This is a genomic window from Streptomyces sp. NBC_00310, assembly GCF_036208085.1.
Taxonomy (GTDB): Bacteria; Actinomycetota; Actinomycetes; order Streptomycetales; family Streptomycetaceae; genus Streptomyces.
Map to the genome: position 1 here is coordinate 10,443,618 of NZ_CP130714.1, position 21,153 is coordinate 10,464,770.

General features: G+C 68.7%; 18 protein-coding genes and 1 pseudogene. 10 read left to right on the forward strand and 9 right to left on the reverse strand.

Going from position 1 to position 21,153, the window contains the following annotated elements; translation table 11 throughout:
• Positions 1 to 76: 76 nt before the first annotated feature.
• Together OG202_RS45460 and OG202_RS45465 are read right to left on the reverse strand one after the other, a co-directional pair.
• Positions 77 to 3,112 carry a TIM-barrel domain-containing protein gene (locus tag OG202_RS45460; protein WP_328224619.1) on the reverse strand — a complete coding sequence of 1,012 codons (3,036 nt, stop codon included), beginning with the start codon at positions 3,110 to 3,112 and terminating at the stop codon, positions 77 to 79.
• Positions 3,113 to 3,452: 340 nt separating this feature from the next.
• Positions 3,453 to 4,352 carry an SIS domain-containing protein gene (locus OG202_RS45465; RefSeq protein WP_326573662.1) on the reverse strand — a complete coding sequence of 300 codons (900 nt, stop codon included), beginning with the start codon at positions 4,350 to 4,352 and terminating at the stop codon, positions 3,453 to 3,455.
• A 166-nt stretch (positions 4,353 to 4,518) separates the two neighbouring features.
• On the opposite strand from OG202_RS45465, the gene OG202_RS45470 reads away from it, so the two are divergent.
• The 3 genes from OG202_RS45470 to OG202_RS45480 are packed head-to-tail and all read left to right on the forward strand — an operon-like array spanning position 4,519 to position 7,668.
• The gene (locus OG202_RS45470; protein ID WP_327726278.1) at positions 4,519 to 5,772 is read left to right on the forward strand and encodes an extracellular solute-binding protein; all 1,254 of its coding nucleotides are present in this window, start codon (positions 4,519 to 4,521) and stop codon (positions 5,770 to 5,772) included.
• A 4-nt stretch (positions 5,773 to 5,776) separates the two neighbouring features.
• Positions 5,777 to 6,748, forward strand: a complete 972-nt coding sequence (locus OG202_RS45475; RefSeq protein WP_326573660.1) for a carbohydrate ABC transporter permease — start codon at positions 5,777 to 5,779, stop codon at positions 6,746 to 6,748.
• The gene (locus tag OG202_RS45480; RefSeq protein ID WP_327726277.1) at positions 6,748 to 7,668 is read left to right on the forward strand and encodes a carbohydrate ABC transporter permease; all 921 of its coding nucleotides are present in this window, start codon (positions 6,748 to 6,750) and stop codon (positions 7,666 to 7,668) included. Before OG202_RS45475 ends, OG202_RS45480 begins: the two co-directional genes overlap by 1 nt.
• A 155-nt stretch (positions 7,669 to 7,823) precedes the next feature.
• Here OG202_RS45480 and OG202_RS45485 read toward each other — a convergent pair whose 3' ends face one another.
• Complete coding sequence (locus tag OG202_RS45485; protein ID WP_326573658.1) at positions 7,824 to 8,612, reverse strand: DeoR/GlpR family DNA-binding transcription regulator; 789 nt, start codon at positions 8,610 to 8,612, stop codon at positions 7,824 to 7,826.
• Between the two features lie 254 nt (positions 8,613 to 8,866).
• Between OG202_RS45485 and OG202_RS45490 the strand changes: the two genes are divergently transcribed.
• Positions 8,867 to 9,700: a class II fructose-bisphosphate aldolase gene (locus OG202_RS45490; RefSeq protein ID WP_327726276.1), complete on the forward strand. Its 834-nt coding sequence runs from the start codon at positions 8,867 to 8,869 to the stop codon at positions 9,698 to 9,700.
• 60 nt (positions 9,701 to 9,760) lie between these two features.
• Here the strand turns inward: OG202_RS45490 and OG202_RS45495 are convergent.
• The 3 genes and pseudogenes from OG202_RS45495 to OG202_RS45505 all read right to left on the reverse strand — a co-directional run.
• Positions 9,761 to 9,978 (reverse strand): annotated as a pseudogene (locus OG202_RS45495) (MFS transporter); the annotation flags it as partial.
• Between the two features lie 148 nt (positions 9,979 to 10,126).
• Complete coding sequence (locus OG202_RS45500) at positions 10,127 to 10,969, reverse strand: phosphotransferase (RefSeq protein WP_326573656.1); 843 nt, start codon at positions 10,967 to 10,969, stop codon at positions 10,127 to 10,129.
• Between the two features lie 166 nt (positions 10,970 to 11,135).
• Positions 11,136 to 11,657, reverse strand: a complete 522-nt coding sequence (locus OG202_RS45505; protein ID WP_327726274.1) for a DUF4396 domain-containing protein — start codon at positions 11,655 to 11,657, stop codon at positions 11,136 to 11,138.
• A 333-nt stretch (positions 11,658 to 11,990) separates the two neighbouring features.
• Between OG202_RS45505 and OG202_RS45510 the strand changes: the two genes are divergently transcribed.
• Entirely contained in the window at positions 11,991 to 12,437 is a 447-nt protein-coding gene (locus OG202_RS45510) for a hypothetical protein (protein ID WP_327726273.1), read from the forward strand.
• Between the two features lie 40 nt (positions 12,438 to 12,477).
• On the opposite strand, the gene OG202_RS45515 is transcribed toward OG202_RS45510, so the two are convergent.
• On the reverse strand, positions 12,478 to 13,470 hold the full coding sequence (locus OG202_RS45515; protein ID WP_328224620.1) for a hypothetical protein: 993 nt from the start codon (positions 13,468 to 13,470) through the stop codon (positions 12,478 to 12,480).
• A gap of 274 nt (positions 13,471 to 13,744) precedes the next feature.
• On the opposite strand from OG202_RS45515, the gene OG202_RS45520 reads away from it, so the two are divergent.
• From OG202_RS45520 to OG202_RS45535, 4 genes are all read left to right on the forward strand, one after another.
• Positions 13,745 to 13,942, forward strand: a complete 198-nt coding sequence (locus OG202_RS45520) for a hypothetical protein (RefSeq protein ID WP_327726272.1) — start codon at positions 13,745 to 13,747, stop codon at positions 13,940 to 13,942.
• Between the two features lie 136 nt (positions 13,943 to 14,078).
• Complete coding sequence (locus OG202_RS45525; protein WP_326573651.1) at positions 14,079 to 14,321, forward strand: DUF6411 family protein; 243 nt, start codon at positions 14,079 to 14,081, stop codon at positions 14,319 to 14,321.
• A 136-nt stretch (positions 14,322 to 14,457) separates the two neighbouring features.
• Positions 14,458 to 15,414 carry a polyphosphate kinase 2 gene (ppk2, locus tag OG202_RS45530; protein WP_326573650.1) on the forward strand — a complete coding sequence of 319 codons (957 nt, stop codon included), beginning with the start codon at positions 14,458 to 14,460 and terminating at the stop codon, positions 15,412 to 15,414.
• Between the two features lie 107 nt (positions 15,415 to 15,521).
• Positions 15,522 to 16,487 carry a YihY/virulence factor BrkB family protein gene (locus OG202_RS45535; RefSeq protein ID WP_326573649.1) on the forward strand — a complete coding sequence of 322 codons (966 nt, stop codon included), beginning with the start codon at positions 15,522 to 15,524 and terminating at the stop codon, positions 16,485 to 16,487.
• Between the two features lie 473 nt (positions 16,488 to 16,960).
• Here the strand turns inward: OG202_RS45535 and OG202_RS45540 are convergent, their stop codons facing one another.
• Together OG202_RS45540 and OG202_RS45545 are read right to left on the reverse strand one after the other, a co-directional pair.
• Positions 16,961 to 17,983, reverse strand: a complete 1,023-nt coding sequence (locus tag OG202_RS45540) for a DNA-directed RNA polymerase subunit alpha (RefSeq protein ID WP_326573648.1) — start codon at positions 17,981 to 17,983, stop codon at positions 16,961 to 16,963.
• 1,201 nt (positions 17,984 to 19,184) lie between these two features.
• Entirely contained in the window at positions 19,185 to 19,658 is a 474-nt protein-coding gene (locus OG202_RS45545) for a hypothetical protein (protein WP_326573647.1), read from the reverse strand.
• A gap of 370 nt (positions 19,659 to 20,028) precedes the next feature.
• On the opposite strand from OG202_RS45545, the gene denD reads away from it, so the two are divergent.
• Positions 20,029 to 21,084: a D-erythronate dehydrogenase gene (denD, locus tag OG202_RS45550; RefSeq protein WP_327726271.1), complete on the forward strand. Its 1,056-nt coding sequence runs from the start codon at positions 20,029 to 20,031 to the stop codon at positions 21,082 to 21,084.
• Positions 21,085 to 21,153: the final 69 nt, after the last annotated feature.

A 21,153-nucleotide genomic window follows, 5' to 3' on the forward strand; every position in this document is an offset into this window, starting at 1 on the left:
GTGGCCCGTCCCCGGCAGGCGCCAGGGGAGTGGCGGCCTGCCGGGAAGCGGGGGTGGTGCCGGGGATACCGGTGTGTCAGGAGGTGACCGAGAATCCGCTGAAGACGGCTTCGATGTTCTCGCCGGGGTAGTTGACGTTGGCCGCGCTCGCGACCATCCCCGCGTCACCGGTGCCGGCGGCCGACGGCACCTGGGCTGTGCCGACCTGTGACCAGGTCTCGCCGTCCTTGCTGGCATACGCGGTGTAGGTGGTGCCGTCCCGGGTCAGCTTGAGATACGCCGGGTGGTAGGTGGAGCCACCGCCCGCCCAGGTGTCGAGCTTCCCGTCGCCGTCGCTGTCGGTCATGAACTCCAGTCCGTAGCTCTGGGTCATGGCCAGCACCGCGTAACCGCCCTTCTCGGGCGCCGTCAGGTCGTTGGCGAAGGCGATGCCCGCCTTGCCGACCGGTGAGGCGCTGTTCTGGGAGACCAACCGGGCCTGCACGGTGGCCTTCTCCCCGGCGGCGTCGTCGCGGTAGATGACGCCCTTCTCGTCCTTCCAGCCGGACAGGTCCTGGCCGCCCGCCCAGATGGCGAACTGGTCGCTGGCCTGGGCGTATTGGGGGTCCTCGGAGGTGGTGTCGGTCGTCAGGTACGGCGCCTGCACACTGCCCGGGGCGGCTTTCACCTGCGCCTGCACGGTGTCGGACACCTTCTGCGACCCGTTGGATCCGGTGTAGGTGGCGGTGCCGGTGAGGTCGTGACTTCCCCAGCGGGCGTCGTCGGCCGGGGTCACCGTCCAGGTGGTGGTGAGTGTGGCGCCGTTCTTCAGGGACGCTGCGGTGGTCGGGCCGGTCGCCTTGGCGCTCCAGCCGTCGGGCAGGTCGAGCGCCACCTTCGCGTTCTTGAGGGTCCCGGTACTCCAGTTGGTCACCTCGGTGGTCACCTCGAACGGCGTACCGGCTTTGGTGGACGGGGCGTCCGGGGCGATCAGGACGGAGGCGGCCGGAGCGTCGTCGCGCTTGAGCGCCTTGACGGCCTTGGCGGCACCCTTGGCCTTGAGGTTGACGAAGGCCGGGGTGACGCCGAGTGGCGCCGCGTACCCCTTGAGCGTCTTCGGGCCGCGGATCACGGTGCCCTGGTTGACGTCGTACCAGGTGCCCGGCGGCAGATGGACGGAGCGGGTGGCGCCGGTGCTCAGCTTGGGCGCGGCCAGCACGGCCGGGCCGAGCATCCACTCGTCGGTGACCGTGTAACTCGCCTCGTCCTTAGGGAAGTCGAAGAACAGCGGGCGCATGATCGGGTCACCGGTCTTCAGGGTGCTCTGCACCTGGTCCCAGATGTAGGGGGCGAGCCTCTCGTGGGTCTCGATCGCCTCCCGGTAGAGGTCGACCGTCTCCTGGTCGTAGTCGACCTTCTGCCCGGTGGTGGTGTCGTTGGTGTCCACCGGGGAGGTCGAGGCGTACATCAGCGGCATCAGCGAGGCGGACTGTGCCCACCGCACCAGCACGTTCTTCGACGGCGCGGGCTGGCCGCCGGAGCCGCCGATCATGTCGGACTCGACGAACGGGTAGCCGATGGTGGAGATGGCCAGGTTCTGGGTGGCGGAGGCGCGCAGGGAGTCCCAGCCGGTGCCCTTGTCGACCTGGCGGGTGACGAAGCCGGCCTCGTGGGCCGTCCGGTTCCAGTGCACCCGGATGCCGGCGCCCTGGAGGTCGAACTCGTCGGCGAGCTCGGTGCCGAGCTTCTGGTAGTCGGTGGCCTGGTGGCCCTCGCGCGGCGCGCACTTCTCGTCGAAGAACCGGGTGTCGAACTTCAGCCCGTCGATGTCGTACGTGTCCATCAGCTTCTTGAGGTTGCCCTCGTACCAGGCCTTGGCGTCGGGGTTGGCCAGGTCGATGATCCCGGCCTGGCCGTTCCACCAGGTCACTTCACACGGCTTGGCAGTGTCCTCGGCGTCCATGAGCAAGTAGCCGTTGTCGACCGCGTACTGGTAGTTGTCGGAGTCCAGGTTGATCCACAGGGTGACCCAGATACCGAAGTCGAACCCCATGTCGTGGATCTTCTTGGAAAGGCCCTTGGGATCGGGAAAGGTCTTGGGGTCCCAGGTCAGATTGCCGTAGTTCGACTCCCACTTGTCGTCGAGCTGGATGGTGTGCCCGTCCAGACCGTTGTCGTGGAGGTCGGTGGCGTAGTCGAGCAGCTTCTCCTGGTCGATCTTGGTGTAGAACTGCGCCCAGGAATTCCACAGCGGCTTGGCGTACTGCTCGTACGTGGCGTCCGACTTGGCCGGCTTGCCGACGATGCCGATGTAGTCGCGGTAGACCTCCAGCGGGGTCGACTCGACGAACACGGTGGCCTTGTAGGTGTCGGGCGACTCGACGGTGAAGGTGCCGAGACCGTCCTTGCCCTTGTCGATCGCCACGTCCATGACGTGCCCGGTGTCGACATGGAGACCGGTCGACTTCGAGGTGTACCAGAACGGGTCGATCATGTTGTACGAGGCCGGGCCGAAGGTCTCGTGGTCGACCTCACCGGCGTCCAGCGGCCAGGGCTGGTTGACGCCGGGACCGCCCTGCGGGGTCTCCGCCTCGCCGTGGCCGTACCAGTGGCCGGCCGAGGACAGGTCGTAGGCGAGGCCCAGTTGCTCGGGGCTGCCGCCTTCGACGTCCCAGTCCAGCTGGTAGCGGTCCGCCTCGGGTGTGAGCCGGGCCTTGACGGTGGCGTCGTCGAGGGTGGTGTCGGTGGTGAGAGTGAGGACGCCGTCCTTCCACGTCCAGTCGGTGACCGCGGTGGCGTGCTCCCACTTCTCGTCGGAGCGGAAGCGGAGTCCTCCGGTGTCGCCGGACGCGGTGCCGAGCACGGTTTCGCCGGAGCGCTCGGTGGTCAGGGCGAGTTCGTCGGTGGTGATGTCGACGGTGTAGCCGGGGGCCTTTCCGGTGCGCGGCACGGACAGGGTGAGGCCGTTCGCGCTCTCGGTCACCTTCGGCCGGGCCGTGGCGTCTGCCCGCGCTGCGGCGTCTGCCCGTGCCGCTGTGGTGAAAGGTTCGGCGACGGGCGGGACGAGCGTCAGGGCTGAGGCGGCGACCAGTAATGTGCCGAGGCTGCGTGGTCTGAGCGGATGGGTGCGCACTCACGTCCTCCTGCGGGGCGGGGCATGGCGTGATGGAGCAGCACTGCAAGATCATGCGTATTTCTGTTCATGCTCTGGCGATAAACGTCAGCTGTCAACACTCTCCTTCATGATTCATCAGGAGCATCACGGGCCACTACCGGCCCTGGTGGCGGTTGGTTTCCCGGGTCAGCGCCCTGCCTCGGGAGGCCGCCGACCCGGGGAAAACGGCTGTAAATTCCGTGTGAACCGCGCCCGATCCGGCCGTTTCCGTTCCGGTGCTCGGGTCCGGTGCTCGGGTCCGGTGGCCGGGTCCGGGGGCCGGCGGTGGCGGCCAAGGGCCGCCGGATCCGGGCAGGGGTCAGGTCAGGATCACCGAGCGGGTCAGATGGCGGGGGTTGTCCGGGTCGAGCCCGCGCTTCCCGCCGAGGGCCGCGGCCAACCGCTGCACCACGATGAGGTCGGCCACCGGGTCGCGCCCGAGGGCGACCAACTGGCCGCCGGTGCGCGCGATTTCCTCCGCCAGACCACCGGGAACGGCCGTCGGGTCGCCGAACCACCAGGCCACCCGGCCCGGTCCGGTGATGCTGATCGGCCCGTGCCGGTACTCCATGACGGGGTACGCCTCCGTCCAGGCGCCGGCCGCCTCGCGCATCTTCAGGGCCGCTTCCTGGGCGATCCCGTACGCCCAGCCGCGCCCGAGAAAGGTGAACTGCTCGGCGTCGAGGAGCTCTTCGGGCAGTGGTTCGACCAGCGCCGAGGCGGCCTGTGCCGCCAGATGGCCGAGGTCCTCACCGAGCAGCGCGCGCAGCAGCACCAGTTCGGTGGTGGCGAACCGGGTCTGCACCACCGACGTCTCGTCGGCGAAGTCGAGCACGACGGCCGCGTCGGCGACGTCCATGACCGGGGTTTTCGGGTCCGCGGTGACCGCGACGGTCGGCGTCCGCCCGCGCAGTCGGCCGAGCAGTTCCAGTACCTCCGACGTGGTGCCGGACCGGGTCAGCGCGACCACCCGGTCGTAGGCCCGGCCGGCCGGCATCTCGGAGGCCGCGAAGGCGTCCGTCTCCCCGTGGCCCGCGGATTCCCGGAGCAGCGCATAGGCATGGGCCATGAACCAGGAGGTTCCGCAGCCCACGACGGCGACCCGCTCGCCGGGCCGGGGCATGGCCGTGCACGAGGGGTCGTTCGGCCGCCCTGCCAGTTCGATGGCGCGGCGCCAGCACTCGGGCTGGGTGGCGATCTCGATCTCGGTCCGACTCATGAAGGGGCTCCCGTCTCGGTGCTCATGGGGGTCGCGGCGAAACCGAGTGGTCGCCGTCGGCCCTTGACATCATGCGAGATCTGTTGGGCATGATGGGTATTGATGCTTGATCTTAGCCACTTTCAAGCAGAAACAATCACTCGGTTGCAGTGAAGGTGGGTACCCCGTGAAACGGCACCTCGTAGGTAGCGCGGCAGGTGTGGCCCTCGCCCTGGTCCTCACCGGATGCGGCAAGGGAGGTTCGTCCGGTGGCGGCGACGCCGACGGAAGGACGATCAGATTCGTGGCCGCGAAGTACGACGACGACACCCAGCCCTACTGGGAGAACCTCATCAAGGACTTCGAGGCCGAGAACCCCGGCTACCAGGTCGAGTTGGAGGTCGTCGACTGGGAGCAGATCGACTCCAAGGTCAAGACGTACATCCAGACCGGGCAGCAGCCCGACGTCCTCAACTACAACAAGTTCTCCGACTTCGCGCGCGACGATCTGATCTACCGGGCCAAGGACGTCGTGTCGCCCAAGGTGCTCGCCGACTTCCTGCCGCTCTTCGCCGACCAGGCGCGGTACGAAGGCGTCCAGTACGGTCTGCCGTTCATCTCCAGCGCGCGGCTCTTCTTCTACAACAAGGACCTCTTCGACAAGGCCGGGATAGCCGAGCCGCCGTCCAGCTGGGCCGAGGTCGAGGACGCCGCCGAGAAGTTGAAGAAGGCCGGGGACATCCCGCTGGGCCTGCCGCTCGGTGCGGAGGAGGCCCAGGCCGAGTTCTCCATCTGGGCGATGAACAACGGCGGCGGCTGGACCGACGAGTCGGGACGGTGGGCCGTCGACCAGCGGGCCAACGTGGAGACGCTGGACTTCCTGCGGAAGCTCACCAAGGCCGGTCTGACCCAGCCCAACCCCGAGGCCACCAACCGCAAGGACGTCTTCAACCAGTTCGCCCAGGGGAAGATCGGCATGATCAACGGCGCCGTCTTCATGCGCAAGGGCTTCATCGACACCGTCGACAAGGAACTGGACTACGGCGTCGCGCCGCTGCCCAGCAAGGACGGTACGACGCACAACACGCTCGGTGTCCAGGACTACCTGGTGGCGTTCAAGAAGAAGGACGAGGGCAAGAACCGCGACGCCGTCAACAAGTTCCTCGACTTCTTCTACCAGAAGAAGAACGCCTCGAAGTTCCTGTCCACCGAGGGGTTCCTCTCGGTCACCAAGTCGGCCGGTGACGCGCTGAGTTCGGACTCCGCCTACTACAAACCGTTCGTCGAGGCGCTGTCGGGCGCGCGGTTCGCACCCACCGACAACCCGAACTGGGCGACCGTCGAGGGCGCCGTGAAGCAGCGCATCGGTACCGCCGTGTCGAGTGCGGAGCCCGAAGAGGTCCTCAGTGAAATCCAGAAGACCGCAGAGAACGACGGCTGACGGGGTGGCCGTACAGGACGTCACCGCACCCACCGCGGGGGAGAAGGAGGACCGGACCCCCGCGGCACCGGAACGCGGCTCCCGCCGCCCCCGGTCCGCACACCGTCTGCGGGCGCTGGAGCCGCTGCTGTGGGTCGGCCCCGCACTCGCACTGATCCTGGCCGTGGTCGTGTGGCCCGTCGTCGAGATGGTCCGCACCTCCCTGATGGACATCAGCTCCACCGGTCTGACCCAGGGCTTCGCGGGCGGCGCCAACTACACAGAGCTGTTCGCCGAGCCTGACCTGCCGGGCGTGGTAGTGCGCACCCTGATCTGGGTGGTGGGCGTGGTGACGGTCACCATCACCGTCTCCCTGGGCCTGGCGCAGTTGCTCAACGCCCGTTTCCCAGGGCGTCGGCTGGTCCGCTGGGCGCTGATCGTGCCCTGGGCGGCGTCGGTACTGATGACGGCGCTCACCTGGCGCTGGATGCTCAACAACTTCTACGGCGTCGTCAACCGCGTACTGATGGACGTCGGAATCCTGGACAAGCCGGTGAACTGGCTCGCCGATCCGGTCCAGGCATTCGCCTGGATGATGGCCGTGGCGGTCTTCGTCTCCCTGCCGTTCACCGCGTTCGTCATCCTCTCCGGACTGGGAACCATCCCGGCCGAGGTCTACGAGGCGGCCCGCCTCGACGGAGCGGGACCGGTCCGCACCTATCTCGGCATCACGCTGCCGCTGCTGCGCCCGTCCCTGCTGGTCGCCGCGATCATCAACGTCATCAATGTGTTCAATTCGTTCCCGGTCATCTGGGCGATGACCCGAGGCGGCCCCGGCTTCTCCACCGACACGACCACCACCTATATGTACAAACTCGCCTTCGACAACCAGGACGTCGGCGAGTCGGCCGCCCTGGCCGTGGTGAACTTCGCGCTGATCCTCCTGGTGGTGCTGGTGTACCTGCGCGTCGTCCGCCGCCGAGAGGAGACCGGCTGATGTCCGCCGTCACGGCTGAAACAGCGCCCACAGCCGAAACCGCGACCGGAACCGCGGCCAAGGGTGGTCGCACCATCGCCCGGAGGCGGCGTCCGCCCCGGCTGCGCACCGTACTGCTCGCCGCGGTGGGCTGGCTGGTCGCCCTGACGTTCCTCGCGCCGTACCTTCAGATGCTGCTCACGGCTCTGAAGCCGACGCCGGAACTGATGCGGTCACCGCCGTCCTATCTGCCGTCACGGTGGGAGTGGTCCCACTTCGCCGACGTCTGGTCGCTGAAGGATCCGCCCGTCAGCGACGCGCTCTGGTTCTCGCTGTACGTCGCCGGGATGTCCACACTCCTCGCACTGGCCGTGGGACTGCCCGCCGCGTACTACACCGCCCGCAACCGGTTCCGCGGGCGCGGCGCCTTCCTGCTGCTGGTGCTGGTCACCCAGATGTTCGCGCCGACCGCGCTGCTGGTGGGCATCTACCGGGAGATGGTCAGCCTCGATCTGACCGACACCGCGGAGGGGCTGATCCTGGTCAACGCGGCGTTCAACCTGCCGTTCTGCATCTGGATCCTCAACGCGTACTTCGCGAGCATCCCCAGGGAGCTGGAGGAGGCGGCGTACATGGACGGGGCGGGACGGCTGGGCGCGCTGGTCCGGGTCACCCTGCCGCTGGCGCTGCCGGGAGTGGTGACCGCGCTCGTCTACACGTTCATCGGAGCCTGGAACGAGTACGTCGTCGCGCTCACCATCACCTCGTCCGGCGACCGGACGACGCTGACCAAGGCCATCCCGGGCTTCGTCACGGCGTACCAGGAGCAGTGGCAGTATCTCTTCGCCACCTCGCTGATCGCGATCGTGCCGGTCGTCGTCCTGTTCGTCTTCGTGGAGCGCTATCTGATCAGCGGTCTGACGGCCGGCGGCATCAAGTGATCCGCCGGGCAGGCCCATGGGGCGGGGACGGGGGCGAAGGCGGGGGCAGGGTCGGGGCCAGGACTCCGACCCCGGTCGACCGGGCCTCTGCAGGGGCTCCGGCTCCGGCCTCGGCCGCACGCCCGTCGGCACCGGTCCGGCACGTGCGAAGACCTTCAGGCCCGGACGATCTCCACGCCCGCAGCGGCAAACGGCTCGGTCAGGTCGGGGCCCGCCGCCTTGTCGGTCACCAGCACATGGACGTCCTCCACCGGGCAGATCCGGGCGAAGGCCCGCCGACCCAGCTTGGAGGAGTCCGCCACCACGATCACCTGTTCGGCGCGGAGGGCCAACGCCCGGTTGATGCCGGCCTCGCCCTCGTCCTGGGCCGTGGCCCCGTGCCTGACATCGATCGCGTCGACGCCGATGAAGACCTGATCGAGCGTGATCTGTGCGAGCACTTCGGTGGCCAGCGGCCCGGTGAGTTCGTACGAAGCAGGGCGGGCCACACCTCCGGTGACGACGAGCTTCACATGGCGGCGTACGACCAGCTCGTTGGCGATGTTCAGCGCGTTGGTGACAACCGTCAGCGAGGGACCGGCGCCCTCTGTGCTCAGCTCGGGCCTGATGGCCAGCGCCCGGGCGACCGCTGTGGTGGTGGTGCCGCCGTTCAGACCCACCACGGCGCCCGCCTTCACCAGGCCCGCCGCCGCGTCGGCGATCCGCTCCTTCTCCGGAGCGTTGCGCGCGGCCTTGTAGCGGAGCGGCAGGTCGTACGCGATCGCGTTGATCACGGCGCCGCCATGCGTGCGGGTGACCATCTGCTGGCGCGCCAGCTCGTCCAGATCACGCCGGATCGTGGCGGCGGAGACCCGCAGTTCGTCCGCGGCGGCCTCGACCTCGATCCGCCCGTCGCGCGTCAGCAGCTCCAGCAACGCGCTCCATCTGGCCTGTGGTGCCGCCATGCGTCGTCCCCTGTTCGTGGTGTCCGGGCCCATGACCATCACGGGCCGAAGTCCGCATCCGAAGTCCGCATTCGAAGTCCGCATCTCCCGAGCCTGGATCTGTGAAGACCGGATCTCCGAAGAGCGGATGTGCCGCGCCCGGATGTGATGACTGATGCCTGTTTGAGCATGTTATCTCGCCAAAACAAGCGAATTCGTGCACGGCTGTCTCAGCGTGCACGGCTCTCCCTGCCGAGGAAAGGCCATAACCACCCATGCCCCTGATCTCCACCGCCGAACTCGTCCGCATGGCCCGCGCCGACGGCCGTGGCGTCGGCGCGTTCAATGTGATCACACTCGAGCACGCCGAGGCGATCGTCGCGGGCGCCGAGGCTGCCGGAGCACCGGTCGTCTGCCAGATCAGCGAGAACGCGGTCCGCTTCCACGGGGGCTCACTCGGCCCCCTCGCCTCCGCCACGGCCGCCGTGGCGGAGGCTGCCCGCGTCCCGGTCGGCCTGCATCTGGACCACGTGACCGACGAGGAACTGCTGCGCCGCGCCTGCGACTTCGGCTTCGGCTCGGCGATGTACGACGCCTCTGCGCTGCCGCACGAGGAGAATGTCGCCGCCACCCGCGCCGCGGCGGACTGGGCCCACGACCAGGGCCTGTGGCTGGAGGCCGAACTCGGCGCGATCGGTGGCAAGGACGGCGTACACGCCCCCGGCGTCCGCACCGATCCCGAGGAAGCGCGCGCTTTCGTGGCCGCCACCGGCGTCGACGCGCTCGCCGTCGCGGTCGGCAGCTCCCACGCGATGACGACCAGAACCGCAAGACTCGACCACGAACTCATCGCCCGGCTCGCGCACGCCGTCCCAGCCCCTCTGGTCCTGCACGGTTCGACCGGCGTACCCGACGACGAACTCCGCCGTGCGGCGAGGGGAGGCATGACGAAGATCAACGTCGGTACGGCGCTGAACATCGCCTTCACCGGAGCGATTCGCGACTTCATCACCGGGGACACGCACACCGTCGACCCGCGGGCCTACCTGGCGACCGCCCGCACCCGCATGGCCGAGGCGGTGGAGCACCTGCTGCGGGTCCTCGGCTGATGGTGGCTGCGGCGGTGTCGTGCGCGTGAGGCTGGATCTCGGCCTTCACAGCGGATGCTTGATGATCGCCGTGCCTGAGACAAGGCCGAGGTTCCGGCCGAGCCTCAGCTGAGCCAGGAAGAGCGCGGGGAGGGCGACGGAGGCACCGGGCGCGGTGGCGGCGAGGACGCCGACGACGAGGACGCCGACGACGAGGAGGGTGGTGCCGCGGAGGCGGCGGCGACTGTCATGCGGCCGTAGCGGTCGACGAGCCGGCCGGTGAGAGGCGAGGGCAGGTACTGCGGCGAGGCCCTTCGGTGCGGCCATGCAATCGGCCCTGGCCGGACAGCCGATGTCCTCTCAAGTCGGCCGAGCCCGACAGCTGCACCGCTTGGGATGCCGCACACGGCGCAGCGGGTCGGGTTCCAGCAGCCCCCTGTCTCCAGTTCAGCCCAGTCCGCAGCGGTCGAGTGCAGCACGAACCCGGTTGAGCCCCTCCACTCTCCAGTGGCCCCGGTCAGGCATCTGGTCGTCCCGGCGCCAGCGCCAGGCCGAGAACATCGCCCAGTTCAGGGCGCGGCACCGGTGGATCAGACCGTGGTCAGCCCCCGCATAGTGCTGGCCCACTTCTTCGTGCGCATGGGCGAGGTCGAACTCGATCGGCCCACGGCAGCACGTGGCGAGGTCTACGAAAAGCGGCCCTCTCCTCGTGTTCAGGAGGTTGCCCGGATGCGGTTCGCCGTGCAGCAGCTGGTCGACGGCCTTGTCGGTGCTGATCGCGGCGCTCAGTCCACTGAGTGTGTCGCTGAGGAGTTCCCGGTCAGAATCGAGCAGCTCGGGGGACCGCTCCCGGTCGCTCACCTCTCTCAGTGCCACGGCGACGCGATCGGTGAAATGGGGTGCATCCAGATCGATCTGGCGCAGGGCGGCGTGGTGCCGCAGGAACACGTCCGCGTAGTCGACCGGCGTGATCTCTGGTCCCACCGGTTCGTAGTAGGTCCAGAGCGAGACGGCGAAGGCATCACGGACATGGACGCGGGGCGCGACCCGAGGCTCGAGCTCAGCCACCGGAGCGTCGACGTCGGCGAGACGGCGAGCAACCTCTACTTCGAACTCGGAATCAGCCAGATGCCCCGAAGGCGCGACCCGAGCCAGAACATCGCAAGGGACCAGGCGCAGCGCGACGCGGTCCGAGTCGTGGATGACGATCGCATCGTCGACCTGAAGGCCCAGCTCCGAAGCGATCGTCCGTCCTGCCTCAACTGCGCGGCGGAGTGCTACCGGCTCCATACCGTTCTCCCTCAGACCCGGACCCGGCGACAAGCATCGCAAACAGAACCTGCACAGGCCCCAGGATTTGTCCGGGCCCACCATGTGACTGGTCCGCCCGCCCGCCCGACTGGCCGTCGTCGCCTGGGCGTGGGGATGTCCGCGTGTGCTGTGGGCGGAAGGCGCGTCAGTGGTAGGCGTGGACGACGGCGTGTCCCTTTCCGCGGCCGATCATCCACTTGTTCACCGGGGTGGTGATCACGAACGCGACGGCGAAGCCTCCCAGGAGGGCCGACCAGAACAGCCCGTCGGACAGGTGGGCGTCCATGGCGCCGGGGACCAGGGCGATGATGCCGTTGTCGACGAGCTCCATCACGGCGATGGACACCGTGTCGGCGGCGAGGGCGACCTTGATCGCGGTCTTGAAGTCCAGGCCGGCCCTGCGGACCGCGAACAGCGTGAACGCGTAGCCGAACACGAAGGCGAGCGCGATGGCCAGGGCCATGGTCTCGACATTGCCCCAGACCAGCGCGGTGCCGATGACCATGCCGAGGATCTCGCCGATGGCGCAGCCGGTCAGGCAGTGCAGCGTCGCCTTCGCCGCCGTGGACCAGGATGCCCCTGGCGCGTGCGGTCCGTGGTGCCCGGCGTGATCCTGGTCGGCGGTGTGCGTGTGTGCAGTGCTGGTGTGGTGGGCGCTGTGATCCATGGCCGTCATCCCCATTCCCGTCCAGTGTGACCCGCCGCTTCGGGTTTCACAGCCCAACCATATACCCCCCTGGGGTATTCCGGAATGGTGTACGGAGAGACAGGAGACGGCGGCAGCGGCCGCCGATGGGATGGGGGGCTCGCCCCAGCGGGTGCTGTGGTGAGGCGGGCCAGTCCGCACCTTTGCGCTGCGACGGCCCCGGTCGGCCCGCGTGTCGGCACGCTCGGGGTTGTTTTGCGGACAAGGTCGGCGAGCCCCCCACATGCGGGACGCCCTCTGCGGCACGCTTCGCGGGGTGTCGCCGATGTGTCATCGCACTGTTCAGGAGGTCGGATGAGCGAGCCAGAGCTGTCTGGGACCTATACCTACAGAAGTTTCCTCAACAGGCCGGAACCCGTGGAGGATTTCAACAAGCTCCGGTTCGCGGAGTTGGAGCTGAGGCTTTTCGTCGACCCGGAAGGGGCGATCAGCGGCGAGTTGGTCTTCCCGGGGTCACTGGGTGCCGAACCGCTGGCGATGGACATCGTCGGGAAGGTGTCGAAGGTGCCGGCAGCCTCGCCCGTGGCGTTCACCCTGACGGGCAAGGGCCGCACCGACACCCCCATCGCCGACTTCCACTACGAGTACGACGGCGGCGTCCTGCGCCACTGGGAGACGGGGATCAACCAGCGCATGACGCTCGCCGGGACCGTGCTGCGCGCGAAGGACCACGGGAGCGGTGCCAGCCTGGCCCGGGCGGGCCAGACGGCCAGTTTCCTCGCGGTGAAGCGGGACGCCTGACCTGACGCAACCGTCAGGTCAGGCTGACTGTCCAGAGTGCTCAGGCGTCGTCGGAGACGGGGAAGCGAGCGGGTTCGCCCACGCCTGCTCGCTTCAGATGCTCGACCGTCGTTTCCATGCCGCCGAGAATCGACTGCAGAGCGGCGGCCTCGCCGTTGCCCGGATGAGCCTGAACGACGAGCCCGGCCACGGGGTGACGGTGAGGGTCGTGTCCCACGGGGCCGCTCCACGGAGGGTCGAAACTCCACGGCACCGGCCCTGTCAGCTCCTTGGCCGCCATCCAGTCGTCGATCCGGGCGTCCACCCAGCCGTGAAGCTTCCAGAAGATGGGGTTCACGTGGGCGGAGTAGGTGTCGGCGAGCCAGTTGTAGCTCGCGTCGTCCCACCGAGGGTCGATGCTGAATTCGTCGCCGCCCGGCCGATATTCGGGCATCTGGGCGGACCAGCGCAGATGCATGGTGTTGTGGATACCGAACTCGATCCTGGCTCCGAGACGACCGAGGGTCATCTGACGCAGTTTCGCAGGGTCGGTGAACTCCGCTTCCCACGCACGAATCTGGTTGAACTTCTCCTGGGTCTTGGCGCTCCGGATGGCTTCGGCCGTTCCGGTGTCTCCCGGGATGTCGAACGGAGGTGGCACCGGGTACGCGGTGTCTTCCGGGGAAGGAACCGTCGGCCACCCCTCCACACGGGGGTACTGAGGATCGCCCAGTTCGGCGAGTATCTCGTTGACCGCAGCGATCATCTGCCGGTGCATGAACAGGAAGTCCTCGCCCGAGCCGTTGTTGAATTCGATGTCACGCTTCCCGGTAACAGGGTCCGGCGCCGTCAAGGACGGGCGTGGCGGCTCCCAGCCGTGGTGGTGGAAGACCTCCTGCTGCTCCGGCGTAAGAACCATCCAGTTGTCACGCGCGGTGTGCCACAGCATGTGGTGCAGGCGCATGGCGCGATCGGCCATGGAATCGATCACGGGCTTGGGGAAAGAGTTCATTTCTCGGACCCTCCTGGTGTCGGCGAGGAAAGTGAGCGGCACGCAGCCGCGGCAGGACTGCGGAGAGGCCGACCGATCAGGGGGCGAGTCGGCCCAAGCGTCCATTGCCAGTCAGAGGCGACGCGTTGTCCGCCGATGTGCCCATGAACGGGCCAGGCCATTGAGCATCACCGTCACCGCGGAACAAGTGCGCTGAGGACTCGGAGTATGGCCATGTGAGTCCATCCGCTCTCGATTCCACTGTGACGCAGAACATCCGCCCCCGCACCCGGGTGCCCAAGCGACTGGGCACGTGTGGCGCGCCGACAGTGTCCTGATGGTCCTCGACCGATGGCGGTTCGTGGGCCGCACCACCGTCGTTCGGGACTTTCAGGCCAACGAGGAGATCGCGGCCGTCCGTTGGTGGAGCCTTCGGGAGCTCCTCCCGGGACGTGTTCAGCCCCTGGACGCCTATCTGGCCGGTCTGACTCGCGAGTCGGACTCGGGCATCTCCCACCATCAACGGCGAGCTTGAAAGCGCAAAGCTCAACCCTTGAGCCACCCAGGGCGCCGGTCACATAGAGCGAACGTGACGGGGCACTCGGTCCTCTCGACCGATCAAGCGACCGATCAAGCGACCGATCAAGCCCGACTAGCAAGGGAGCCGACTCGTGATCATCGCCGTAGTTGTTGGAGTCTGTGTGGTCCTGGCCGTACTGGCCTTCTTCGTCCCGCGTCTCTCCCGGCACCCCGAACGCGGCACGCAGCGCTCGCTCGGTGCCGGTGCGCGGGCCGGCGGCAAGGCGCCCGGTGTCCTGGGCAGGCTTTTCAGCAAGCCGTTCCGGACGAGTTCCCGCGCCGTGGGCCGCAGCGGCTCGGCCGGTCGTCGCACCCGTGGCCGTATGCCCCTCTGACCTCGGCGAGGCCATGCCGACCGGCGTGTCTGCCCGGGGCAATGAGGTCTCCGCGGTGGGCGCCGGATGCTGTCCTGGACAGTCGAGGGCGCGCACACCGATTACTGAGTTCACGGGACGGTACGGGAGTGGTGTGATGAACGCTGAACAGGCCGACGGACTGCTGGACGGACTGACCGTGGACACCAGCCGGCAGGAGCGGCCGATCCTCCTGGACGGGACAGGCCGCCCCCTCGATACCTGGCGCGAGAACCATCCGTACGACCAGAAGGTCGGCCGCGAGGAGTACGAGCGGCTCAAGCGTGTTCTGCAGATCGAGCTGCTCAAGCTCCAGCGGTGGGTCAAGGACACGGGCGCACGTGTGGTCGTGGTGTGTGAAGGGCGCGACGCGGCGGGCAAGGGCGGCACGATCCAACGCCTCACCGAGCGGCTCAACCCCCGCGGCGCACGAGTGGTGGCCCTGGACAAGCCCACCGAGCGCGAGGCCGGTGAGTGGTACTTCCAGCGGTACATCGCACACCTGCCGACGGCGGGGGAGATCGTCTTCTTCGACCGTTCCTGGTACAACCGGGCCGGCGTGGAGCGCGTGATGGGCTACTGCTCGAAGGACCAGTACGAGCTGTTCCTCGAGCAGTGCCCGGCCTACGAGCGGATGCTCGTCGACGACGGCATTCTGCTGGTCAAGTTCTGGTTCTCCGTGTCCCGCGCCGAACAGCGCACCCGTTTCGCCATCCGGCAGGTCGACCCGGTGCGCCAGTGGAAACTCTCTCCCACCGACCTGGCCTCGCTGGACCGGTGGGACGACTACACCGAGGCCAAGGTCGACATGTTCCGCGCCACCGACACCGAGAGCGCGCCCTGGACCGTCGTCAAGAGCAACGACAAGCGTCGCGCCCGGCTGGAAACCATGCGCAGTCTGTTGTGGCGTATGGACTACACCAGCAAGGATCCCGAGGCGGTCGGTACCCCCGACCCGCTCGTCGTCGGCGCCGCCAACACCCTCCTGGAGCCCGGCGAGGAGGACACCACTCTCTCGCCCACTCCTCTGTCCCACGGCACCAGCGGGCCCGGCAGCCACCCTGAATCCACCTGACGACCGACCGCCGCAGTCGTCCGCAGTCGTTCGGCTGTACGGTTCTCCCGGCGGCAAAGATCGCGTTCCTCATCTGGCCGTACGAACGACACGAGGAGACGTTCTCGATGGGGACCGTTGTGCACGTCCCGCAGACGCGGGACATGATCGGGGACGAGCTCTCCGGAGACGAGGCGCTCACCGCGCTGAGGCACTACGGCGGCCGCCGTCTTCTCTTCGACGCGTTCGCCCGGTTCCGCTACGCCGACGGCTTCACCAACTCCCGTTCGCTCGCCTTCCAAGTGGTCCTGGGCCTGGTGCCGTTCACCATCGCGCTGGTCGGCGTCGCCACCACCGTGCACACGGAGAGCGTGGGGCGGATCATCGAACTCACCCTGGGCCAGATCGTGCCCGGCGCCAGTGCGAGTCTGGTCGAGGACGCGCTGGACGCCACCGCGCGCAGCGCCGGTACCGGAGTCTGGAACGCGGTCGCCATGTGGGTGGGACTGGCCTTCGCCGTACTCAACCTCGCCTCGGCGATGGGGCAGGTCGAGCGAGGAGCCAACCGCATCTACGGCATCGAACGCGACCGGCCGTTCCTGAGCAAGTACGGGCGGTCCCTGCTCCTCGCCCTCGCGGCGGGCACGCCGATGGTCCTGGGGTTCCTGGTGCTCGTCGCGGGGGACGCAGTCGGCAACGCGGTGGTGGAGGCCCTCGGCTGGCCCCGGGAGCTGCTCGACTGGTGGGGGCCCCTCGAAGTGCCCCTGGGCGTGGTCCTCGCTTGGGTCGCGTCGGCGGTGATCTTCCGCTGGGCTCCGCGCAGGGACCAGCCGGGCTACACATGGCTCGCGTTCGGCTCGGCGGTCCACCTGGTCCTGTGGATCACGGCCACGTGGCTGCTGGCGCTCTACGTCGCCAAGAGCGGATCGTTCGGCGCCGTGTACGGACCGCTGACGGCGTTCGTCGCTCTGCTGCTGTGGGCCAACCTGACCGGTGTGGCGCTGTTCCTGGGCATCGCGTTCGCCGCTCAGCTCGAAGCGGCCCGGGCCGGGATCACCGAGGCCGTACAGCCGGATCCGGGACCGGGGCCGTGACCCCGGGCCCATGAAGGCTGTCGTGGAAGATCTGTCGTGGGCCGAGGTAACCGACGTGGGGCCGAGGTAGACCGACGTGGCGCCGAGGTAGACCGACGTTGCGCGTGTCTCCGTGTGACGGGCGGGGTGCGCCCACACAGCGATGGCGGGACGGCGGTCGACGGGTAGCCGGCGGGGGCCGCGCTCGCAAGCACAGCCCCCGCGTGGCGTCACCCCAAGAGGGAGCGCTCGTTCCCGCTCGGCCGGGATGCGCATCAGCGCATCCCGGTCACCTGTTCCGGTCCGCATCGATCGTCGCGGACTCGTCTTGCGGACGTGGCGCGCGGGCAGTGGACACGGTCCTCGCCATCCGCGGCAGCCCGGGGCCACCGAGCAGCCGCCCGAGGCCACCGAGCAGCTGTCGTTCCGGTGACCGGGCCCGCACGCGCCGTCATCGAGCGGGACACGGCCCGGTTGACCGGGTGAGCCCGTGTTCAGTACTGCTCGGTCTCCACGAAGCCCGTGTCCGCGACACTGCCCGCACCAAAGGAGTCGGCGGCGGCGGTGGGGTCGAATCCGGGCGGGCTGTCCTTCAGGGCCAGGCCCATGCCGGCCAGCTTCGCCTTGACCTCGTCGATCGACTTCGCACCGAAGTTACGGATGTCGAGCAGGTCGGCCTCGGAACGCGCCACGAGCTCACCCACGGCGTGGACGCCTTCACGCTTGAGGCAGTTGTACGACCGGACGGTGAGGTCGAGCTCCTCGATGGGCAGGACCAGATCGGCGGCGAGGGCGGTGTCCGTGGGGGACGGACCCATGTCGATGCCCTCGGCGTCGATGTTGAGCTCGCGGGCGAGACCGAACAGCTCGACCAGGGTCTTACCGGCGGAGGCCATGGCGTCACGGGGACGCATCGCCTGCTTGGTCTCGACGTCGACGATCAGCTTGTCGAAGTCGGTGCGCTGCTCGACACGCGTGGCTTCGACCTTGTAGGTGACCTTGAGAACCGGCGAGTAGATCGAGTCGACCGGGATGCGCCCGATCTCCTGACCGACCTGCTTGTTCTGCACGGCGGAGACGTAACCGCGGCCGCGCTCGACCGTCAGCTCCATCTCCAGCTTGCCCTTGCCGTTGAGCGTGGCGAGGACGAGGTCGGGGTTGTGCACCTCGACACCGGCCGGGGGCGCGATGTCGGCGGCGGTGACCAGACCCGGGCCCTGCTTGCGCAGGTACATCACGACCGGCTCGTCGTGCTCCGAGGAGACGACCAGCTGCTTGATGTTGAGGATCAGGTCGGTGACGTCCTCCTTGACGCCCGGCACGGTGGTGAACTCGTGCAGGACACCGTCGATACGGATGGACGTGACCGCCGCACCCGGGATCGAGGAGAGGAGGGTACGGCGAAGGGAGTTGCCGAGGGTGTAACCGAAGCCCGGCTCCAGCGGCTCGATCACGAACCGGGAGCGGAACTCGTCGACGACCTCTTCGGTCAGGGACGGACGCTGAGCAATCAGCACGAGGTGTTGCCTCCAGTGGTTTGGCGCCCGCTAGGTGACGCCATGGACACTACGAAGGGTACGGGCCGTACGGCATCCGAAGAGGCCGAGCCACCCGACTCCGACCCGGCGAGGAGACTTTGGTCCTGCGTCCGCCCCCAGCCCCCGGACGGTTTCGGCTCTGCTCGCGCCCGGCTTCTCGGGCCCGCGGGACGGTCGGACAGACACGCGCGGCCCGGACCGGGAACAGTCTGCAGGGGGCGTGCTCCGCTCACAGCTCTGAGCTCAGCCGTTGCGGCCGCCCCGGCTCGGAACCCCGTCGCCTCAGTCGCTGTGCTGGTCGGCGAAGACGGCCTCGAACGTTCAGCACCCCCGGACACCAGCCAACTTCCGCCGCGGGCAGGCGAGGTCGTCCTCCGCGTGGACACCCACCGGGATGTCCACGCCGCCGCCGTGCTCTCCCCGCCGGGGACGATGCTCGGCTCGGAACCTCTTCCTCCACTTCGGCCGGCTGTCGCGAACTGCTCCCGCCGGGCCGGGCGGTCGGACACGGCGCGCCGGGCCGGTGCGGAGGTGGCGGCGGCTACCGGAGCAGCAGCCCTGTCCCGGGATCCGCAGACTCCGCAGACCGAGGTGTTGGACGTGAAGCCGCCCGATCGGGTGGCCCGTCGGCGGCTCCGCGCCCGGGCCTAGTCCGGCGACGGTCCAGCGCAGATCGCCCGCAGGCCCTCAAGAGTGCCTTCACGGCGAGGCTCCACGTGGTGGTCCCGTCGGCCGTTGATCCACATCCAGAGCGGGTAGACGGATCGGCATGGCAGCGAAGGCGTAGCCCTCGGAGGCCGGGCAGGGCGGCTCCGGGGCGGCGCCCGCGCTCGTGCCAGGTGTGTCCGGCGGCCTTCTCGATGACCGTACCGAGCAGGATGTAGCCGATGTTCGAATAGCCCCAGCCCCAGCCCCAGCCCCAGCCCTTGCCGGGCTGGAAGTCCGTGCTGACGACGTTCGACCTGGACGGGCGATGCTCGCGCCGACGGTCACGCGGCGGTGGATCCGGGCGTACTCCGACCTGCCGCTGCCGCTGCTGGTATGCGGCCCTGCCCGTCGCCCGTCGCCCGTCGCCGGTCGTCGGGACGCCCGGCGGGCCGGCCGGTGTGCGCGGGGCCGGGTGCTGAACGGGGCGATGGCTACGACGGCCAGTGCGTGCCGCGAAGCCCGTCGGCAGCTCTCAACTACCGGCAGGGGCGGTGACGGTAGACCGAAGGTGGGGGCAGGTGCCCTGCTCGGCAGCCTTGGGGATGCGCATCCGGTGCAGCAGATCGCGAGTGAGACGAGATTCGAGTGTGGTGCGCCAGGTGACACCCGGATACTGGGAGCGCAGATGACACAGCGCCCTCGTGCCCAACCCGCAGTCGCGGAACGGTTCGTCCAGTACGACATCGGTGATCACACCCTCGGCGCACTCATCGCACGCTCGATAGGTCACTCGCCCGATCACCTTGCGGATATGCACCAGCAGCAGGCACTCCTCATCCGCACCCTCCAGCGCGGACGTCGGCAGCAACTCGACGCCGCGGTAGGCCAGAAGCCTGCGATGCCACCGGCCCCCTCGTCGTCCGGAGCGCCGATGCCTTCCCTTGGCCCGCCGCTGTAACGAGCCTTCCCGTACCGGTCGGCCGTGCGCGTTGGTCATGGCGTACATCTGGTGATTTCCCTGCATCCCTCGCGCCTGCCCTCGATCGCCGGGCCTCATGTCACGACGCCATGACCGAGCACGACGACACGGTCGGTCGCCGAGGTGGCCGGGTCCGAAAGGGCACCCTCTTCCGCCGCTACGGAGAGCAGGCCCGGCGACGTCGCCTTCGCGGAGGGCGTCGAAGAACCGCGACGCCGGTTCCTCCAGCTCATCGCGGTCCTCTTCGCAGCGGGGCCGGTCTGCGGCCACAGGCGAGGCCGCCCCAGCCTCGGCAACCCGACCTCCCGGACTCGGCAGGGGGAGAACCGTCCGCCGATTCCCGGAGGCGTCCGTGGGCATGCTGCACTCCCGGCTCCGCATACCGAGGAGGCACCGCATGAGGATCGTCATCACGGGTGGCTTCGGCTTCCTGGGACGACAGGTCACGAGCTCACTGCTCGAGACGCGGACGTTTGGTGGGGCGCCGATCGATCGCCTGGTGCTCGCCGACCGGATCGTGCCGTCCGGGGCGCAGTCTGCCTCCGACCCGCTTGTGGAGATCGTGCGGGGCGGCCTGACCGACCGACTCGACGAGGTCTTCGCGGAGCCGGTGGACGTGCTGATCCACCTCGCCGCCGCCGTCTCGGCCGAGTGCGAAGCCGACTTCGACCTCGGCATGGGCGCCAACCTGGACACCACCCGCGCGCTCCTCGAAGCCGCCCGAGCGCAGTCGGCCGTCGGCGGGCGGACGCCGCGCATGGTGTTCTCCAGCAGCGTGGCGGTCTACGGTTCCGACCCGGCGCTCCCGCTCCCTCCTGTCGTCAGCGAGTCGACCCTGCCCACGCCACGATCCAGCTACGGAATCCAGAAACTCGTCTGCGAGCAGCTGATCGCGGACTACACCCGGCGCGGTTTCGTCGACGGACGCGTCGCCCGCCTGATGACCGTGTCGGTGCGGCCCGGCAAGCCGAACGCGGCCGCCTCCGGCTTCCTGTCCGGCATCATCCGCGAGCCCCTCGCAGGCCACCCCGCGATCTGCCCCGTACGTCCCGACCTGCGGGTGGCCCTGGCCTCGCCGCGCCGCACCGTCGAGGCGATCCTCCGCATCGCGGAAGTAGAGCGCGGGACGGAAAGGGGGCGGCTCCACGGCGGACTGCCAGTCAACCTGCCGGCACTCACCGTCTCGGTCGCCGAGATGCTGGCCACGCTGCGGCAGGTGGCCGGCGACGCCGTCGCCGACCTGGTGACGATCAACCCCGACCCCGCCATCGAGGCCCTCGTGGGCTCGTGGCCCGCCGTCTTCGACGACACGCGCGCCGCCGCGCTCGGGCTGGCACCCGACCCGAGCTTCGCATCAGTGGTACGGGACTACCTCACCGACCACGCCGACGCGGTCCTGGCCAAGCCCACGCTCGCGACGGGACAGCCGGACCATGATCTACGGACGAACTAGACCTTCCTTCCGGACCTACGATAGGAAACGCGCGACGGCGCCGCCCTCGCCCCCACACCGGGCCAACCG

Excerpts from the sequence above, each read along its gene's own strand:
- OG202_RS45465 (WP_326573662.1), bottom strand. The coding sequence starts at position 4,352 with ATGAGTCGGACCGAGATCGAGATCGCCACCCAGCCCGAGTGCTGGCGC.
- OG202_RS45480 (WP_327726277.1), top strand. The coding sequence starts at position 6,748 with ATGTCCGCCGTCACGGCTGAAACAGCGCCCACAGCCGAAACCGCGACC.
- OG202_RS45485 (WP_326573658.1), bottom strand. The coding sequence starts at position 8,612 with ATGGCGGCACCACAGGCCAGATGGAGCGCGTTGCTGGAGCTGCTGACG.
- OG202_RS45490 (WP_327726276.1), top strand. The coding sequence starts at position 8,867 with ATGCCCCTGATCTCCACCGCCGAACTCGTCCGCATGGCCCGCGCCGAC.
- OG202_RS45500 (WP_326573656.1), bottom strand. The coding sequence starts at position 10,969 with ATGGAGCCGGTAGCACTCCGCCGCGCAGTTGAGGCAGGACGGACGATC.
- OG202_RS45505 (WP_327726274.1), bottom strand. The coding sequence starts at position 11,657 with ATGGATCACAGCGCCCACCACACCAGCACTGCACACACGCACACCGCC.
- OG202_RS45510 (WP_327726273.1), top strand. The coding sequence starts at position 11,991 with ATGAGCGAGCCAGAGCTGTCTGGGACCTATACCTACAGAAGTTTCCTC.
- OG202_RS45520 (WP_327726272.1), top strand. The coding sequence starts at position 13,745 with ATGGTCCTCGACCGATGGCGGTTCGTGGGCCGCACCACCGTCGTTCGG.
- ppk2 (WP_326573650.1), top strand. The coding sequence starts at position 14,458 with ATGAACGCTGAACAGGCCGACGGACTGCTGGACGGACTGACCGTGGAC.
- OG202_RS45535 (WP_326573649.1), top strand. The coding sequence starts at position 15,522 with ATGGGGACCGTTGTGCACGTCCCGCAGACGCGGGACATGATCGGGGAC.
- OG202_RS45545 (WP_326573647.1), bottom strand. The coding sequence starts at position 19,658 with ATGTACGCCATGACCAACGCGCACGGCCGACCGGTACGGGAAGGCTCG.
- denD (WP_327726271.1), top strand. The coding sequence starts at position 20,029 with ATGAGGATCGTCATCACGGGTGGCTTCGGCTTCCTGGGACGACAGGTC.